The 14,622-nt window shown below is 65.6% G+C and carries 14 protein-coding genes; 10 read left to right on the top strand and 4 right to left on the bottom strand.

Features of this window, described 5'->3' with window-relative positions:
• Positions 1-15 precede the first annotated feature (15 nt).
• The 10 genes from alr to U1E69_RS08090 all read left to right on the top strand — a co-directional run bounded on the left by alr (position 16) and on the right by U1E69_RS08090 (position 8,431).
• Positions 16-1,065: an alanine racemase gene (alr, locus tag U1E69_RS08045; RefSeq protein WP_322243849.1), complete on the top strand. Its 1,050-nt coding sequence runs from the start codon at positions 16-18 to the stop codon at positions 1,063-1,065.
• Complete coding sequence (locus U1E69_RS08050; RefSeq protein WP_322243851.1) at positions 1,062-1,841, top strand: ABC transporter permease; 780 nt, start codon at positions 1,062-1,064, stop codon at positions 1,839-1,841. The genes alr and U1E69_RS08050 overlap by 4 nt, the downstream gene beginning before the upstream one ends.
• Positions 1,838-2,584: an ABC transporter ATP-binding protein gene (locus U1E69_RS08055; RefSeq protein WP_322243852.1), complete on the top strand. Its 747-nt coding sequence runs from the start codon at positions 1,838-1,840 to the stop codon at positions 2,582-2,584. The genes U1E69_RS08050 and U1E69_RS08055 overlap by 4 nt, the downstream gene beginning before the upstream one ends.
• A 54-nt stretch (positions 2,585-2,638) precedes the next feature.
• On the top strand, positions 2,639-3,064 hold the full coding sequence (locus U1E69_RS08060; RefSeq protein WP_322243853.1) for a paraquat-inducible protein A: 426 nt from the start codon (positions 2,639-2,641) through the stop codon (positions 3,062-3,064).
• Between the two features lie 112 nt (positions 3,065-3,176).
• Positions 3,177-4,532: a DNA repair protein RadA gene (gene radA / locus U1E69_RS08065; protein WP_322243854.1), complete on the top strand. Its 1,356-nt coding sequence runs from the start codon at positions 3,177-3,179 to the stop codon at positions 4,530-4,532.
• 34 nt (positions 4,533-4,566) lie between these two features.
• On the top strand, positions 4,567-5,208 hold the full coding sequence (locus U1E69_RS08070) for a CvpA family protein (RefSeq protein WP_322243856.1): 642 nt from the start codon (positions 4,567-4,569) through the stop codon (positions 5,206-5,208).
• Between the two features lie 82 nt (positions 5,209-5,290).
• Complete coding sequence (gene purF, locus U1E69_RS08075; RefSeq protein ID WP_322243858.1) at positions 5,291-6,754, top strand: amidophosphoribosyltransferase; 1,464 nt, start codon at positions 5,291-5,293, stop codon at positions 6,752-6,754.
• 3 nt (positions 6,755-6,757) lie between these two features.
• Entirely contained in the window at positions 6,758-7,327 is a 570-nt protein-coding gene (locus U1E69_RS08080; RefSeq protein WP_322243860.1) for a DUF2199 domain-containing protein, read from the top strand.
• Entirely contained in the window at positions 7,327-7,695 is a 369-nt protein-coding gene (locus U1E69_RS08085) for a DUF1801 domain-containing protein (protein WP_322243862.1), read from the top strand. The genes U1E69_RS08080 and U1E69_RS08085 overlap by 1 nt, the downstream gene beginning before the upstream one ends.
• A gap of 79 nt (positions 7,696-7,774) precedes the next feature.
• Positions 7,775-8,431, top strand: a complete 657-nt coding sequence (locus U1E69_RS08090; protein ID WP_322243864.1) for an SDR family oxidoreductase — start codon at positions 7,775-7,777, stop codon at positions 8,429-8,431.
• Positions 8,432-8,493: 62 nt separating this feature from the next.
• On the opposite strand, the gene U1E69_RS08095 is transcribed toward U1E69_RS08090, so the two are convergent.
• The 4 genes from U1E69_RS08095 to U1E69_RS08110 form a co-directional block, all read right to left on the bottom strand.
• On the bottom strand, positions 8,494-9,600 hold the full coding sequence (locus U1E69_RS08095; protein WP_322243865.1) for a cystathionine gamma-lyase: 1,107 nt from the start codon (positions 9,598-9,600) through the stop codon (positions 8,494-8,496).
• 78 nt (positions 9,601-9,678) lie between these two features.
• Positions 9,679-10,578 carry an NAD(P)-dependent oxidoreductase gene (locus U1E69_RS08100; protein WP_322243866.1) on the bottom strand — a complete coding sequence of 300 codons (900 nt, stop codon included), beginning with the start codon at positions 10,576-10,578 and terminating at the stop codon, positions 9,679-9,681.
• A 29-nt stretch (positions 10,579-10,607) separates the two neighbouring features.
• Complete coding sequence (locus tag U1E69_RS08105) at positions 10,608-12,173, bottom strand: trimethylamine methyltransferase family protein (protein ID WP_322243868.1); 1,566 nt, start codon at positions 12,171-12,173, stop codon at positions 10,608-10,610.
• Positions 12,170-14,608 carry an FAD-dependent oxidoreductase gene (locus U1E69_RS08110; protein ID WP_322243870.1) on the bottom strand — a complete coding sequence of 813 codons (2,439 nt, stop codon included), beginning with the start codon at positions 14,606-14,608 and terminating at the stop codon, positions 12,170-12,172. Before U1E69_RS08110 ends, U1E69_RS08105 begins: the two co-directional genes overlap by 4 nt.
• Between the last annotated feature and the right edge of the window lie 14 nt (positions 14,609-14,622).

The following is a 14,622-nucleotide window of genomic DNA, read 5'->3' on the forward strand; positions in this document are numbered from 1 at the left end:
GGTCGAAACAGCCGCATGGCGACTGGAACCCTGACGATTGACCTTGATGCGATTGCCGCGAACTGGCGCGCGCTGGACCGGATGACCGGTGCAGGCGTGCAGACAGCCGCGGTGGTCAAAGCCGATGCCTACGGGCTTGGCGTGACGCGGGTTGTCCGCGCCTTGGCCGCGGCGGGCGCCCGGCGCTTCTTCGTCGCCCAGGCCGAGGAAGGGGCTGCGGTGCGTCAGGCCCTGGGTCCCGGCCCGCAGATCGCGATCCTGTCGGGGCACATGGCAGGCGACACCGAGATGATCCATGACCTGGATCTGACGCCGATGCTGAACAGCCTGGAGCAGATCACCCGTCATCTGGAAGCACTCCCGGGACATCCCTTCGGCGTGCAGCTGGACACCGGCATGAACCGGCTTGGCGTCGAGATGCTGGAATGGCAGGCCGTGGCGCCGATCCTGGTCGATGCGGGGCCGGAACTCTTGATGAGCCACCTTGCCTGCGCTGACGAGCCCGACCATCCGCTGAACGAGGCCCAGCTTCGGACCTTCCTTGAGATGACCGATGGCACCGGCCTGCCCCGCAGCCTGGCGGCCACCGGCGGCATCCTTCTGGGTCCGCGCTATCACTTCGACCTGACCCGCCCCGGCGTCGGCCTTTACGGTGGCCAGCCCTATGAGGCCGCGATCCCCGCACTGACCCTGTCACTGCCGGTGATCCAGACCCGCGAAGTCGCCGTGGGCGAAGCGGTGGGCTACGGCTGCACCTGGGTCGCCGACCGGCCCTCGATCATCGCCACCGTGGCGGCGGGGTATGCCGACGGCTTGCCCCGGACGCTGTCCAACACGGCGCAGCTTTGGGACGGCGACACGCCCTGCCCGCTGGTCGGTCGCGTCTCGATGGACATGATCACGGTGGACATCACCCACCTGCCCGAAGTGCCGCGCAGCCTGGACATTCTGGGGCCGAACCAGCCGGTCGACGCATTGGCCGGTCTGGCCGGGACCATCGGCTATGAGCTTCTGACCGCGCTTGGCCCGCGCTACACCCGCCGCTACCAGGAGCGCAGCTTATGATCGAGGCGACCCTGGGGTCGCTGGGCCGTCCTGTGCTGCAGGCCGTGGCCGCGGTCGGGCGCGTGACACTGTTTGCCGCAGCGATCATCGGCCACATCCTGCGCCCACCCTTCTACCTGCGCGAGTTGGGGTCTTCGCTGTTGCAGATCGGCTGGTATTCGCTGCCCGTCGTCGGCCTGACCGCCATCTTCACCGGCGGCGCGCTTGCCTTGCAGATCTATGCCGGCGGGTCGCGCTTCAACGCCGAATCCGTCGTACCCTCGATTGTCGCCATCGGCATGACGCGCGAGCTTGGGCCGGTCCTGGGTGGTCTGATGGTCGCGGCCCGGGTGGCAAGTTCCATCGCTGCCGAGATCGGGACGATGAAGGTCACCGAACAGATCGACGCGCTGGTGACCCTGTCGACCAACCCCCTGAAATACCTTGCCGTTCCGCGGGTGCTGGCTGCGACCCTGTCGATGCCCGTGCTGGTGGCCGTGGGCGACGCCATCGGGATCATGGGCGGCTGGCTGGTCGGGATCACCCGGCTGGACTTCAACTCGGCCGCCTATCTGAAGAACACGGTGGACTTCCTGGAAGGCTGGGACATCGGCTCGGGCCTCGTGAAAGGCGCGGTCTTCGGTTTCATCGTGGCGCTGATGGGCTGCTATCACGGCATGAACTCGGCCCGCGGGGCGCAGGGCGTGGGGGCGGCGACCAAGGCCGCCGTGGTCTCGGCCAGCGTGCTGATCCTGGCGGCCAACTACATCCTGACCGAAGTGTTCTTCTCGTCATGATCGAACTTGCCCAGGTGCATAAGCGGTTTGGCGAGAACCGGGTGCTGCAAGGGGTGAACCTGAGCATTGCGTCGGGAACCTCGATGGTGATCATCGGCGGCTCGGGGACGGGCAAGTCGGTGCTGTTGAAATGCATCCTGGGCCTGGTGCATCACGACAGCGGCACGATCACGCTGGACGGCCAGGACGTGACCAAAGGCGACCGCGACGCCTTTCTTGCGCGGTTCGGGATGCTGTTTCAGGGCGGCGCGCTGTTTGACTCGCTCAAGGTCTGGGAGAACGTCGCCTTCCGCCTGGTCCGTGGCCCCAAGGCCCTGCCCAAGGTCCAGGCGCGCGAGATCGCCATCGAAAAGCTGCGCCGCGTCGGGTTGAAGCCCGCCGTGGCCGACCTTTTCCCCGCCGAACTGTCGGGCGGGATGCAAAAGCGCGTGGGCCTTGCCCGTGCCATCGCGGCCGAGCCCGAGATCATCTTCTTCGACGAACCCACCACCGGGCTGGACCCGATCATGGCCGGCGTGATCAACGACCTGATCCGCGAGATCGTGACCGAGATGGGCGCGACCGCGATGACCATCACCCACGACATGTCCTCGGTCCGCGCGATTGCCGACAATGTGGCGATGCTGCACGGCGGTGTCATCCGCTGGTCAGGGACCGTCGCGGAAATGGACGCAACGTCCGACGCTTACGTGCAACAATTCATCCACGGCCGCGCCGAGGGGCCCATCGAATCCGTGCGATGACCTTCGCTTTGAAGGGCGCGCGCCCCGGTCGATGCCAGCCAAGGGCCACCGCCGATGAAATACCTCAACCTCGCCCTCCTGATCCTCTTCCCCATCGCCTGGTTCGCCCCGCTTCTGCGTGCCGCCCTTCTGCCGATCTTCGGGATGGACGAGGTCAGCGTGATCACCGGCCTGCAAAGCTTGTGGGAGTCCGATGCGGCCCTTGCCCTCGTCGTCACCTTCCTTGCGGTCTTTGCGCCCTATGCCAAGACCATCGGGTTGGCCCTTCTGCACTGGAACCTGCTCAGCCCGAAGACGCTGCCAGTGCTGGACATCCTGGGCAAGCTGGCCATGGCCGATGTCTTCCTGATCGCGCTTTACATCGTCATCGCGAAAGGCGCGGGCTATGTGACCATCGAAACCGCGTGGGGCCTTTACCTCTTTACCGGCTGCATTCTGGCGCAGGTCCTGATCGCGTGGAAATCGAAGCCAACGGCCTGACCGAAGTGCAACCCGAATTCCTTCCTCAAGGAACTTCGGAAGAATTCTCCATAAAACTGTTGTCGACCCGACGCCTTGATACTGCCCAAAAGTCCGGCCACTGTCCCGCACCATGAAACAGACCGCCTCGTTCACCTGCACTGTCTGCGGAGCCGCCTATCGCAAATGGGCCGGCAAATGCGATGCCTGCGGTGGGTGGAACACCATCGTCGAAGAGGCCCCGCTGTCCGCCGGCCCGAAATCGCTGGGGGCCAAAGGCCGCCAGATCCCGCTGACCGACCTTGCGACCGAGGAAGCCCCGCCACCCCGCGCCTCATCGGGAATTGATGAGCTGGACCGCGTGCTGGGCGGCGGGCTGGTCCCGGCCTCGGCCATCCTGGTCGGCGGCGATCCGGGGATCGGGAAGTCCACGCTTCTTTTGCAAGCCGCAGCAAGTTTCGCCCGCAAGGGGCTGAAATGCCTGTATATCTCGGGCGAGGAAGCCAGCGCCCAGGTTCGGATGCGCGCACAGCGACTGGGGCTGACTGATGCCGCCGTGCAACTGGGGGCCGAGACCAACCTGCGCGACATCCTGACGACGCTGGATGCCGAGCGCCCCGCGCTGGCCATCATCGATTCCATCCAGACCATGTGGCTGGACAGTATCGAGGCAGCTCCCGGCTCGGTCTCTCAGGTTCGCGCCTCGGCGCATGAGCTTGTCACCTTCGCCAAGCGGCGCGGCGTGGCGATCATTCTGGTCGGCCACGTCACCAAGGACGGCCAGATCGCCGGGCCGCGCGTGGTCGAGCACATGGTCGACACGGTGCTTTACTTCGAGGGCGAGCGTGGCCACCAGTTCCGCATCCTGCGCGCGGTGAAGAACCGCTTCGGCCCCGCGGACGAGATCGGCGTCTTCGAGATGACCGGCGGTGGTCTTGCCGAAGTGCCCAACCCCTCGGCGCTGTTCCTGGCCAACCGCGACCAGCCCGCTCCGGGGTCCGCCGTCTTTTCCGGGATCGAAGGGACCCGCCCGGTCCTAACCGAGATCCAGGCCCTTGTCGCGCCGTCGACCCTTGCCAGCCCGCGCCGCACGGTCGTGGGGCTGGACAGCGGACGGGTGTCCACGATCCTTGCCGTCCTCGAGGCCCGCTGCGGCATTCCCTTCGCCGGGCTGGACGTGTTCCTGAATGTCGCGGGCGGCCTGCGCGTGAACGAACCTGCCGCCGACCTTGCCGTCGCGGGGGCGCTTTTGTCCGCGCGTGAGGATGTGGCAATCCCGCCCGACATGGTGCTTTTCGGAGAGATCAGCCTTTCCGGGGCCTTGCGTCCGGTGGGCCAAACGGAAAACAGGTTGAAAGAAGCCTCGAAACTTGGTTTCTCACAGGCGACTGTGCCGTCCCATTCGAAGATCGAGGGGGCCACAGGTCTGACGGTGCGGCAGATGCCCGACCTGACGGCGTTTGTGGGCGAAATGTTCGGGGCGGGATAAGCCCTTGCAAAGAATGGGAACGGGGACTTAAGCGATGGAAAATCTGACCGCAGTCGATGGTGGTGCGGCGCTTATCATCATCATTTCGGCCATTCTCGCCTTCTCGCGCGGGCTGGTCCGCGAACTGATGGCGATCCTTGGCTGGATCGGGGCCGCCATCGCCGCCTACTACTTCGCGCCCGGCGTCCAGCCCTTGGTGAAAGAGCTGCCGGTGGTGGGCGAATTCCTGTCCGACAGCTGCGAACTTTCCGTGGTCGCGGCCTTTGCCGGCGTCTTCGTCGTCGGCCTGATCGTCGCGGCCCTGTTCACCCCTCTCTTCGCCGGTGCCGTGCAGCGGTCGGCCCTGGGCGGGATCGACCAGGCGCTTGGCTTCCTGTTCGGCGCGGCGCGCGGCATTCTGCTGATTGCCATCGCCTTCATCGTCTATGACCGGGTCCTGTCGGGACAGCAGATCGCGATGATCGACGAGTCCCGCACGGCACTGGTCTTCGCCAACTTCCAGGCCCAGATCGACCAGAACATTCCCTCGGACGCGCCGGGCTGGATCGTCGACCGCTACAACGACCTGACCAACGTCTGCGCCCCGGGCGGAGCACCGACCCTGCAGACGCCGCCCGCCTCGGAAGCGCCCGCCACCGAAGCGCCCGCGACCGAGGCTCCTGCAACCAATCCGTGATCCCAAAGGGCGTTTCGGGGCGTGACAGCCCCGACCCGCTGCCTTAAACAGCGGGCCTAAGCCCAAGGTAGGATTCGGACGCATGGCTCCCTTCCGCTCGCACCCCTTCGATGACGACAAGCTGAAGGAGGAGTGCGGGATATTCGGCGTCGTCGGCGTCGCCGATGCCTCGAACTTCGTCGCCCTTGGCCTGCACGCGCTCCAGCATCGCGGGCAAGAAGCGGGCGGGATCGTCAGCTACCACCCCGACCACGGCTTCAACTCGGCCCGCCGCTTTGGCTATGTGCGCGACAACTTCACCAAGGCCGACGTGATGGACACCCTGCCGGGGCAGCTTGCCATCGGCCATGTCCGCTATTCCACCGCCGGGTCCAAAGGGGCCACAGCGATCCGCGACGTGCAGCCGTTTTTCGGCGAATTCTCGATGGGTGGCTGCGCGATCGCACACAACGGCAACCTCACCAACGCCTCGGCCCTGCGGCGGGAACTGATCGAGCGCGGGTCGATCTTCCAGTCCTCGTCGGACAGCGAGTGCATCATCCACCTGATGGCACGATCGATCCAGAAGTCGCTGGCGGAACGGATCAAGGACGCGCTTCGCCGGGTCGAGGGCGCCTTCAGCGTCGTCGCGATGACCCGCACCAAACTGATCGGCGTCCGCGACCCCCTGGGCGTTCGACCGCTGGTCCTGGGCCGGATCGGGGATCACGGCTGGGCCCTGTCGTCGGAAACCTGCGCGCTGGACATCATCGGCGCCGACTTCGTCCGCGAAATCGAACCCGGCGAGATGGTGGTGATCGAGGGCAACAAGGTGGAATCGACCCGCCCCTTCACCCCGGCCAAGTCGCGCTTCTGCATCTTCGAAAACGTGTATTTCTCGCGCCCCGACAGCATCATCGGCGGCCGCTCGGTCTATGAAACCCGTCGGCAGATCGGCGTCGAGCTGGCCATTGAAGCGCCGGTCGATGCCGACCTTGTCTGCCCGGTTCCCGACAGTGGCACGCCGGCCGCCATCGGCTACAGCCAGCAATCCGGCATACCCTATGCGATGGGGATCATCCGCAACCAGTACATGGGCCGCACCTTCATCGAGCCCACGGACAGCATCCGCAACATGGGCGTGCGGCTAAAGCTGAACGTCAACCGCGCGCTGATCAAGGGCAAGCGGGTGATCCTGGTGGATGACAGCGTGGTGCGCGGCACCACCAGCCGCAAGATCAAGGACATGATCCTTGAGGCGGGCGCGGCCGAGGTCCACTTCCGCATCGCCTCTCCCCCCACCGCCTGGCCCTGCTTTTACGGTGTGGATACGCCCGAACGGTCGAAACTCCTGGCCGCGACGATGTCCGAGGACGAGATGCGCGACTGGATCGGCGTCGACAGCCTGAAGTTCATCTCGCTCGACGGCCTCTACCGCGCCGCCGGTGAGGCCGAAGGCCGCAACGCCGCCGCTCCGCAATACTGCGACGCCTGCTTCTCGGGTGACTACCCGGTCGCGCCCTCGGACAAGATCGAGGAAGGCTTCGAGATGAAGGCGGCAGAGTAATCCGTGTCGCTGGCCCCGGACCGGCGCTGGCAAAGGTTCACGGACACGGATTACCGCTGCCCCTGCTGCGGCAAAGCGGTGCAGGGCGTGCTGGATGTGGGCTACGACCACCCGGACGCCTGGCCGCATGCCTCCTACCGCCGGACGGGGGGCACAGTGACGGTCGGTCAAGACAGGCTGACACAAGACCTCTGTTCAATGGGCGACCGGCTTTACCTGCGCGGCCTCCTCACCCTGCCAATTCAGAACACTGACGTGTCTTTTGCGTTCGGCCCTTGGGCGGAAGTGCCGGCCGAGACGTTCCAGGCCTATCGCGCAGCTTTCGGAACCGACGCCGAGGCCGCGCTTGGTGCACGGCAAGCCCGGCTTGCGAACGCCTTGCCCGGCTTTCCGGGCAGCGTCGGCCTGGCGCTGACCATCCGGTTTTCTGGCGGCTCCGACCGGCCGCAGTTCGCCGTGCAGCCTCCTGCCGACCTTAGCGCAGCGCAGCGGGACAGGATCAGCTTCGATCAGCTTCTGGACATCTACGCGACCTTTGGCCAAGACCTCCGCCCGCATCTCGGAGAACCCTGATGGCACCCGAAGTCGACGCCTACCTCGCCGCCCTGCCCCCGGACCAGCGCGAGGCTCTGACCGCCCTCCGCGCCCGCCTGCAGTCCCTCCTCCCCGACCACCTGGAAGTCATGTCCTACGCCATGCCCGGCTTCCGCCAGCCCGGGCCGAAGGGCAAGATGGTCATCGGCTACGCGGCCTTCGCGCGCCACCTCGGTCTCTATCCCCATTCCGGCACCGTGATCCCACAGATCGACTGCACGCCGTTCAAGACCTCGAAATCCGGCGTCCTCTTTACTCCCGACCAGCCGCTGCCCGACTTCTTGCTCAAGGCAATCCTCGCAACGCGCCAAGCCGAGATCGCTGCGGGCTATGGTCGCAAGGCTTAGACCGCGCCCCCCCTTGCCCTTTCATACTGGTCCAAATATCCCCGCCGGAGGCTCCGACAGCTTCCAGAAGGACTGACCCATGACCCAGAAGATCGCTCTTGTCACTGGCGCCTCGCGCGGCTTGGGGTCTGCCATCGCCGAACAGCTGGCGCTGCGCGGCTGGCATGTGGTGGCCGTCGCTCGCACTGTGGGCGGGCTGGAGGAGTTGGACGACCGCGTCAAACGCGCAGGCCTTCCGGGCGCGGGCGGGCTGACGCTGGCCCCGATGGACGTGACCAACGATGATGCGATGCGTCACCTCTGCCGCAGCATCCATGACCGCTGGGGTGGCATTGGCCTCTGGGTCCATGCCGCGATCCATGCAGCCCCGCTTTCGCCCGCCGGTCACATCGACCAGAAGGACTGGGAGAAGTCGCTTGCTACCAACGCCCGCGCTACGGGCATGCTGATCCCGATGGTCGAGCCTCTGCTGAAAGCGCATGCGGGCACGGCCCTTTTCCTTGACGACCCCCGCGCCGGTCAGCCGTTCTTCGGGTCCTACGGGGCCACAAAGGCCACGCAGATGGCCCTTGCCCGTAGCTGGCTGGCCGAGACGGCAAAGCACGGCCCGCGCGTGGTCATCGCCGAACCAAAGGGCCTGCCAACCGCCACCCGCGCGCGGTTCTTCCCCGGCGAGGACCGGACGAAACTGGCCGACGTCCCGGCCGAAGCGGCCCGGATTCTCGACGACCTGTGATCTTGGACCCCAAATTCCTTACGTAAGGAATTTGTCAAATTTCTTGCTCAAGAAATTTGGACCTACCCCGCCAGCGCCGCGTCGATGGCCGACCACAGCACCTCGACCTGCTCCACCCCCACCGACAGCCGGATGAACCCGTCCGCCACGGCGTCCCCCCAACGCGCCCGACGCTCGGCCGCAGTGTGGACGCCGCCAAAGCTGGTGGCCTGCTCGATCAGCGGGCAACGGGCGAGGAACCCTTCGGCCTCAGCTTCCCCCGCCATTTCGAACCCGATCAGGAAGCCCCCGTTGGTCATCTGCGTGCCGACCGCCTTGTGCGAGGCGTCGCCCGGCAGCCCCGGATAGCGCACGCCCCGCACTTTGGGATGCACCGCCAGACGTTCGGCGATCACCGCAGCCGAGGCGCACATCCGCGACAGTCGCACCTCAAGCGTCTCCAGCCCGCGGTGGACGAGGTAGGCCTCGAACGGGCCGGGCACCGACCCCGACTGCCGCCGCCACTCGCGAATCCGGGCCATCAGGTTCGCATCCCGCCCCGCCACATGACCGAAAAGCGCGTCCGAATGACCTGCCGGCGCCTTGGTATCGGCGGCGACCACCAGGTCGGCCCCCAGGTCCAGCGGGCGCTGCAACAGGGGCGTCATCGTCGTGTTGTCGGCAAGCAGCAACGCACCGGCGGCATGCGCCTTGCGGGCCAGCGCGGCGATGTCGACCGTGTCGAGACCGGGGTTCGAGGGCGTCTCGATATAGATCACCTGAAAGCCCGTGAAATCGGCAGCCTCCATCTCCAGCGTCGGGATCTGGACGACCTCGACCCCGTAGACCTGCAGCAGGTCGCGCCCCAGAAGACGGGTCACGTAGTAGCCATCCGACGGGATCATCACCTTGGCCCCGGCCTTCAGGCAGCAGACCAGCGCCGCCGTGATCGCGGCCATGCCGGAGGGGAAGGACACGACCTCGGCCCCCTCCAGGATCGCAAGCTGCGCCTCGACCGCGTCCCAGGTGGGCTGACCAGAGCGACCGTAGTAGTGCGCGGCCCCCTGCGCCTGCGGCAGATGGAAAGTGGTCGCGACCGAAATCGGGGGCACGACCGGCTCGCCCAACGAGAGGCCCGCCTTCCGGTGATGCAAGAGGCGAGCAATCCTGGCGTCGGTTTCGGCGGTCATGGCGGTTCCTGCGAAATCAAGGGCTTGGCGGCGGGACTTCACCAGACGCTAGCGCGTCGGCCCGCGCGCCTCAACCCCTCACTCCAGCCGGGCCGGGAAGCCAGGCGCGCGCAAGTCCGTGCCGAGGAGGTCCTCCAAAAGCTTGGCGATCATCGGCGACTGCGCTTCACCGCCATAGGCCGCTTTGGCCGCGATGTAGGTCTGGTTGGTCATCGACGCGAGATCCAGCGGCACGCAGAACTCTTTCCCGAAGCCAAGCGCAAAACCCAGGTCCTTCAACGCCAGATCGATGTTGAACGCGATGTCGTAAGAGCCGTTCAGGATCAGCGCGCCTTCCGTCTCATGCACGAAACTGTTTCCAGAACTGGCTGCAATCGCATGCCAGGCCTGACCCAGATCCAGCCCGCCACGCTTGGCCAGCATCAGCGCCTCGGAGGTGGCTTTCAGATGGATGAAGGCCAGCATGTTGGTGATCACCTTGATGATCGACGACGACCCCAAAGGCCCCATGTGGAAGATCCGGTCGCCCATCGCCTGCATGGCCTTGGTGTGCAGATCATAGAGGTCGCGGTCCCCACCCGCCAGCATGGTGATCTTGCCCTGATGGGCCAGATGCACCCCGCCGGTCACGGGAAGCTCCATCATCCGGACGCCGCCTGCTTCGGCCACGGCGGCCAGTTTCAGCACTTCGTCGCGGCCGAGTGTCGACATCTCGACCCAGGACGCACCCGGCTTCATGTGCGGCAGGGTGTTGCGCAACACGCGCTCTGATACGGCGGGGGACGGCAGGCAGGTGATGACATGGTCCACCGATGCGGCCACAGCTTCGGCACTGGACGCAAGCGTCGCCCCTTGTGCCACCAGAGGATCGGCCAGGCTTGGGTTAAGGTCATAGACCGTGACCTTGAAGCCAGCCTTAACCAGACAGCCCGCGCAGGCCGCACCAAGGTTGCCAAGGCCGATATATCCGTAGTGCATTTGTCCCTCTTTCCCGCAGCTTGGCAGGCTTATTTGAAGTAGATGTTATACCGCTTGCGGATCATCGCGTCGATTTCGGGGTCCACCCGGCAGCCGGCCTTGGCAAGGATCGCGTTCTTCCGGGCGATGGCGGTGTCCAGAAGCAGAGGTTTGCCGGCCTCGTTCCATTCCTTTGGCGACATCCGGTTGCCGACGTTGGGGTAGATGTATTCCGTCTGCATCAGCTTCAGCGTCTGATCCGACCCGAGATAGTGCCCCGGGCCGCCCAGGCAGACCTCTTTCATCGCGTCGATGCTGGTGCTGTCCGGCGTGACGTCGATCCCGCGCACCAGGCGCATGGTCTGCCCCAGAAGGTCGTCGCCCAGGACCAGCGATTCAAGGCAGAAGCCCAGCAGCGAGGCATGCATCCCCACCGCCTCGTAGCACATGTTCAGGCCCGCAAGACCGGCGAGCGCGTTGGTGATCCCCTGCTCCCAGCCCGCCTGCATATCCGGCAACTTGGAGTCGCTGATCCCCGAGGCGGCGCCCCCCGGCAAGTCGTAGAACCGGTGCATCTGCGCGCAACCGGCGGTCAGAAGCGCCTGTTCGGCCGACCCGCCCGACATCGCGCCCGTTCTTAGATCGGAAACAAAAGGCCAGGTCCCGAAGATCGCCGGAGCCCCGGGCTTTATCGCGTTCACATAGACCACACCCGCCAGACATTCCGCCACCGCCTGTACGATGGTCAGCGCGATGGGCGCGGGCGCGGTGGCCCCGGCCTGCCCGGCCGACAGAAGCAGCATCGGCATCCCGCGCCGGATGCAATCCTCCATCGTGATGCAGGACTCCTCGGCGAATTTCATCGGGGGGACGACGAAGCAGTTCGAATTGCTGACGAAGGGCCGTTCCAGCCACTTCTCCTCGCCACCCGCAACCATGTGGATCAGATCGAAACAATCGGCCACGTGGCTGGGGTCCGAGAAACTGGTTCCGACGTGCTTCACCGTCCCGGCAAGGCTGCCGTACAGCGTGTTGAGGTCCATCTCCTTGTTGTCCATCACATCCCGGCAGACCATCGTGCGCTGGTAGAAGTGGATGTTGTCCAGGTTGTCGACCAGCCGCGCCGCGTCATACAGGTCCTGAGCGGTCGATTCGCGATACTCGTTGGTCACCGGATCGACGATATGCACCGCAGCGCCCGCGGTGCCGTAGTGAACGTTGGTGCCGCCAAGATGCAGGTCGTACTTCGGGTCGCGGGCGTGCAGGGTGATGTTGCGGGCAGCGATGGCCAGCATGTCCTCGACCAGAGCGCGGGGAAAGCGGATGCGGCCGTCATCACCCAGGATCGCCCCCGCCTCGGTCAGAAGCTTCACGCCCGACGGCGGGGCCTGGCTAAGGCCGATCTCTTCCAGCGCGTCCAGTGCCGCGGCGTGAATCTGCTGGACCCCGGCCTCGGTCAGCGGCTTGTACTGGCCACCGGGCAGGCCGGGGCGGACGGGCCGCATTTCGTCCGTCAGCGGGGCGGCGCGCATGGCCACGCGGGCCTGCCGCCCACCCGATCGACGGGCGCGGGCGGGTTCGCAGGTCTCGCCCGGAAGGTCGGAGAGGTCGGTCATGCCTTTACCCTTTCAGAGTTCGGATCGTGCATCGGGACAAGTGAGGCGATGGCCGCATGGCGCTGGCCCGCGACCTCGATCGCGTAGGTAGAGCCGAGGATGTCGGCGTCGCTTTGCCCCTTGGCGGGGACATAGCCCAGACCAATGGCGCCGCCCAGGAAGTGGCCGTAGTTGCCGCTGGTCACCGGCCCGACGATTTTTCCATCCCGGACAATGGCTTCGTTGTGGAAAAGCAAAGGCTCGGGGTCCTTCAGGCGGAACTGAAGCAGCTTGCGGCCCAGGCCTTCGTCTTCGCGCCGCAAAACGGCGTCTCGCCCCAGGAAGGCCGGTTTCTTGCGGCTGACCGTGAAGCCAAGACCTGCCTCAAGCACATGGTCCTCATCGGTGATGTCATGGCCCCAGTGCCGGTAAGCCTTCTCGATCCGGCAGCTGTCCAGCGTGTGCAAGCCGCAGAGTTTAAGGTTCGGTGCGGCCTCCATCAGCGCCTCGAAGACATGGGCGGTCTGATCGGTGGGTATATACAGCTCCCACCCAAGCTCGCCGACGTAGGTGACGCGATGGGCGCGGGCAAGGCCCATGCCGACCTCGATTTCCTTCGCCTGCCCAAAGGGATGCGCGATGTTGCTAAAGTCGTTGGGCGAGACCTTGGCCAGAACCTCCCTCGCCTGCGGACCCATCAGGCACAGCACGCTTTCGGCGGCGGTGACATCGGTGATCACGGCGAAATCGTCGCCAAGATGTGCGCGCATCCACGCAAGGTTACGCTGCAGCGTCGCGCCGGGGACGACGGCCAGATAGGCGGTCTCGGACAGGCGCGTCACGGTAAGGTCGGCCTCTATCCCACCGCGATCATTGAGGAACATCGTATAGACGATCCGTCCAACTGGCACATCCATCTGGGCCGAGGAAATTCGGTTCAGATAGGCACAGGCGTCGCGGCCTTCGATCCGGATCTTGCCGAACGAGGTCATGTCGAAAAGACCCGCGGCTTCGCGCACCGCCATATGCTCTGCGCGCTGGTTGTCGAACCAGTTCTGCCGCTTCCAGGAGTAGCGGTAGTCCCGCTCCTGCCCCTCATTCGCGAACCAGTTGGCGCGTTCCCAGCCCGCGACCTCGCCAAAGACCGCCCCACGCGCCTTCAGATGCTCGTGGATCGGGCTGCGACGGACGCCCCTTGATGTGACCACCTGCCGATAGGGGAAGTGGTCGGCGTAGAGGAGGCCCAGCGTCTCGGTCACCCGCTCTTTCAAATAGCGGCGGTTCTTCTGGAAGGGTTGCGCGCGGCGGATATCGACTTCCCATAGGTCAAAGGGCGGCTCGCCCTCGGTGATCCAGTGCGCCAGCGCCTGACCAGCCCCGCCCGAGGACACGATGCCGATGGAATTGTATCCAGCCGCGATCCAATAGCCCTGCACCTCGGGCGCCTCACCCAGATAGTAGCGGTCGTCGGGGGTAAAGCTTTCCGGTCCGTTGAAGAAGGTATGGATGCCTGCGGTCTGGAATAGGGGCATCCGGTTCATCGCGTGTTCCAGGATGGGCATGAAGTGGTCCCAGTCCTCGGGCAGCGTGTCGAACTCAAAGTCCTTGCGGATGCCCTCCATGCCCCAGGGCTTGGCCTTGGGCTCGAAGGCCCCCAGCATCATCTTGCCAGCGTCCTGCTTGTAATAGGCGCATTCGTCCGGCACCCGCAGGACCGGCAAATCCTTAAGCCCGTCAACGGGTTCGGTGACAAGGTAGAAGTGCTCGCAAGCATGCAGCGGCAGCGTGACCCCATTCTGTGCCGCAAGATCCCGGCCCCACATGCCACCACAGTTGACGATGACATCGGCCTGGATATGCCCCGGCCCCTCGGCGGTTTCGTAGTCCACTCCGGTGACGCGCCCGCCGGCCGTCGTCACACGCGTCACGAGCGCGCCCTCGAAGATCTTCGCCCCCCGCATCCGCGCGCCCTTGGCCAGCGCCATCGCGATGTTGGCCGGATCACATTGTCCATCAAGCGGCAACGCCACGGCCCCCACGACGCCGTCGATGTTCAGGTGCGGGTACTTCGCCTTCGCCTCCTGCGGGCTGATCTCATGCACCTCGACATCGAAGATCCGCGCCACGGTGGCCTGTCGCAGCAACTCCTCATGCCGCTCGGACGTCAGCGCGACCGAGATGCTGCCCACCTGCTTCATCCCCGTCGCGACCCCGGTCTCCGCCTCCAGCCCGCGGTACAGATCGGCCGAATACTTGGCCAACCGCGTCATGTTCGCGCTGCCCCGCAGCTGCCCTATCAGCCCCGCCGCGTGCCACGTCGTCCCGCTGGTCAGCTTCCGCCGCTCCAGAAGCACGACATCGGTCCAGCCCGCCTTGGCCAGATGGTAGGCCACCGAACAGCCCGAGACCCCGCCCCCGATCACCACCGCCCGCGCCTTGGTTGGAATCTCAGCCATCACTCAGGTCTTTC

The organism is Tabrizicola sp. (assembly GCF_034366665.1).
In the GTDB taxonomy this organism is placed as follows: domain Bacteria; phylum Pseudomonadota; class Alphaproteobacteria; order Rhodobacterales; family Rhodobacteraceae; genus Tabrizicola.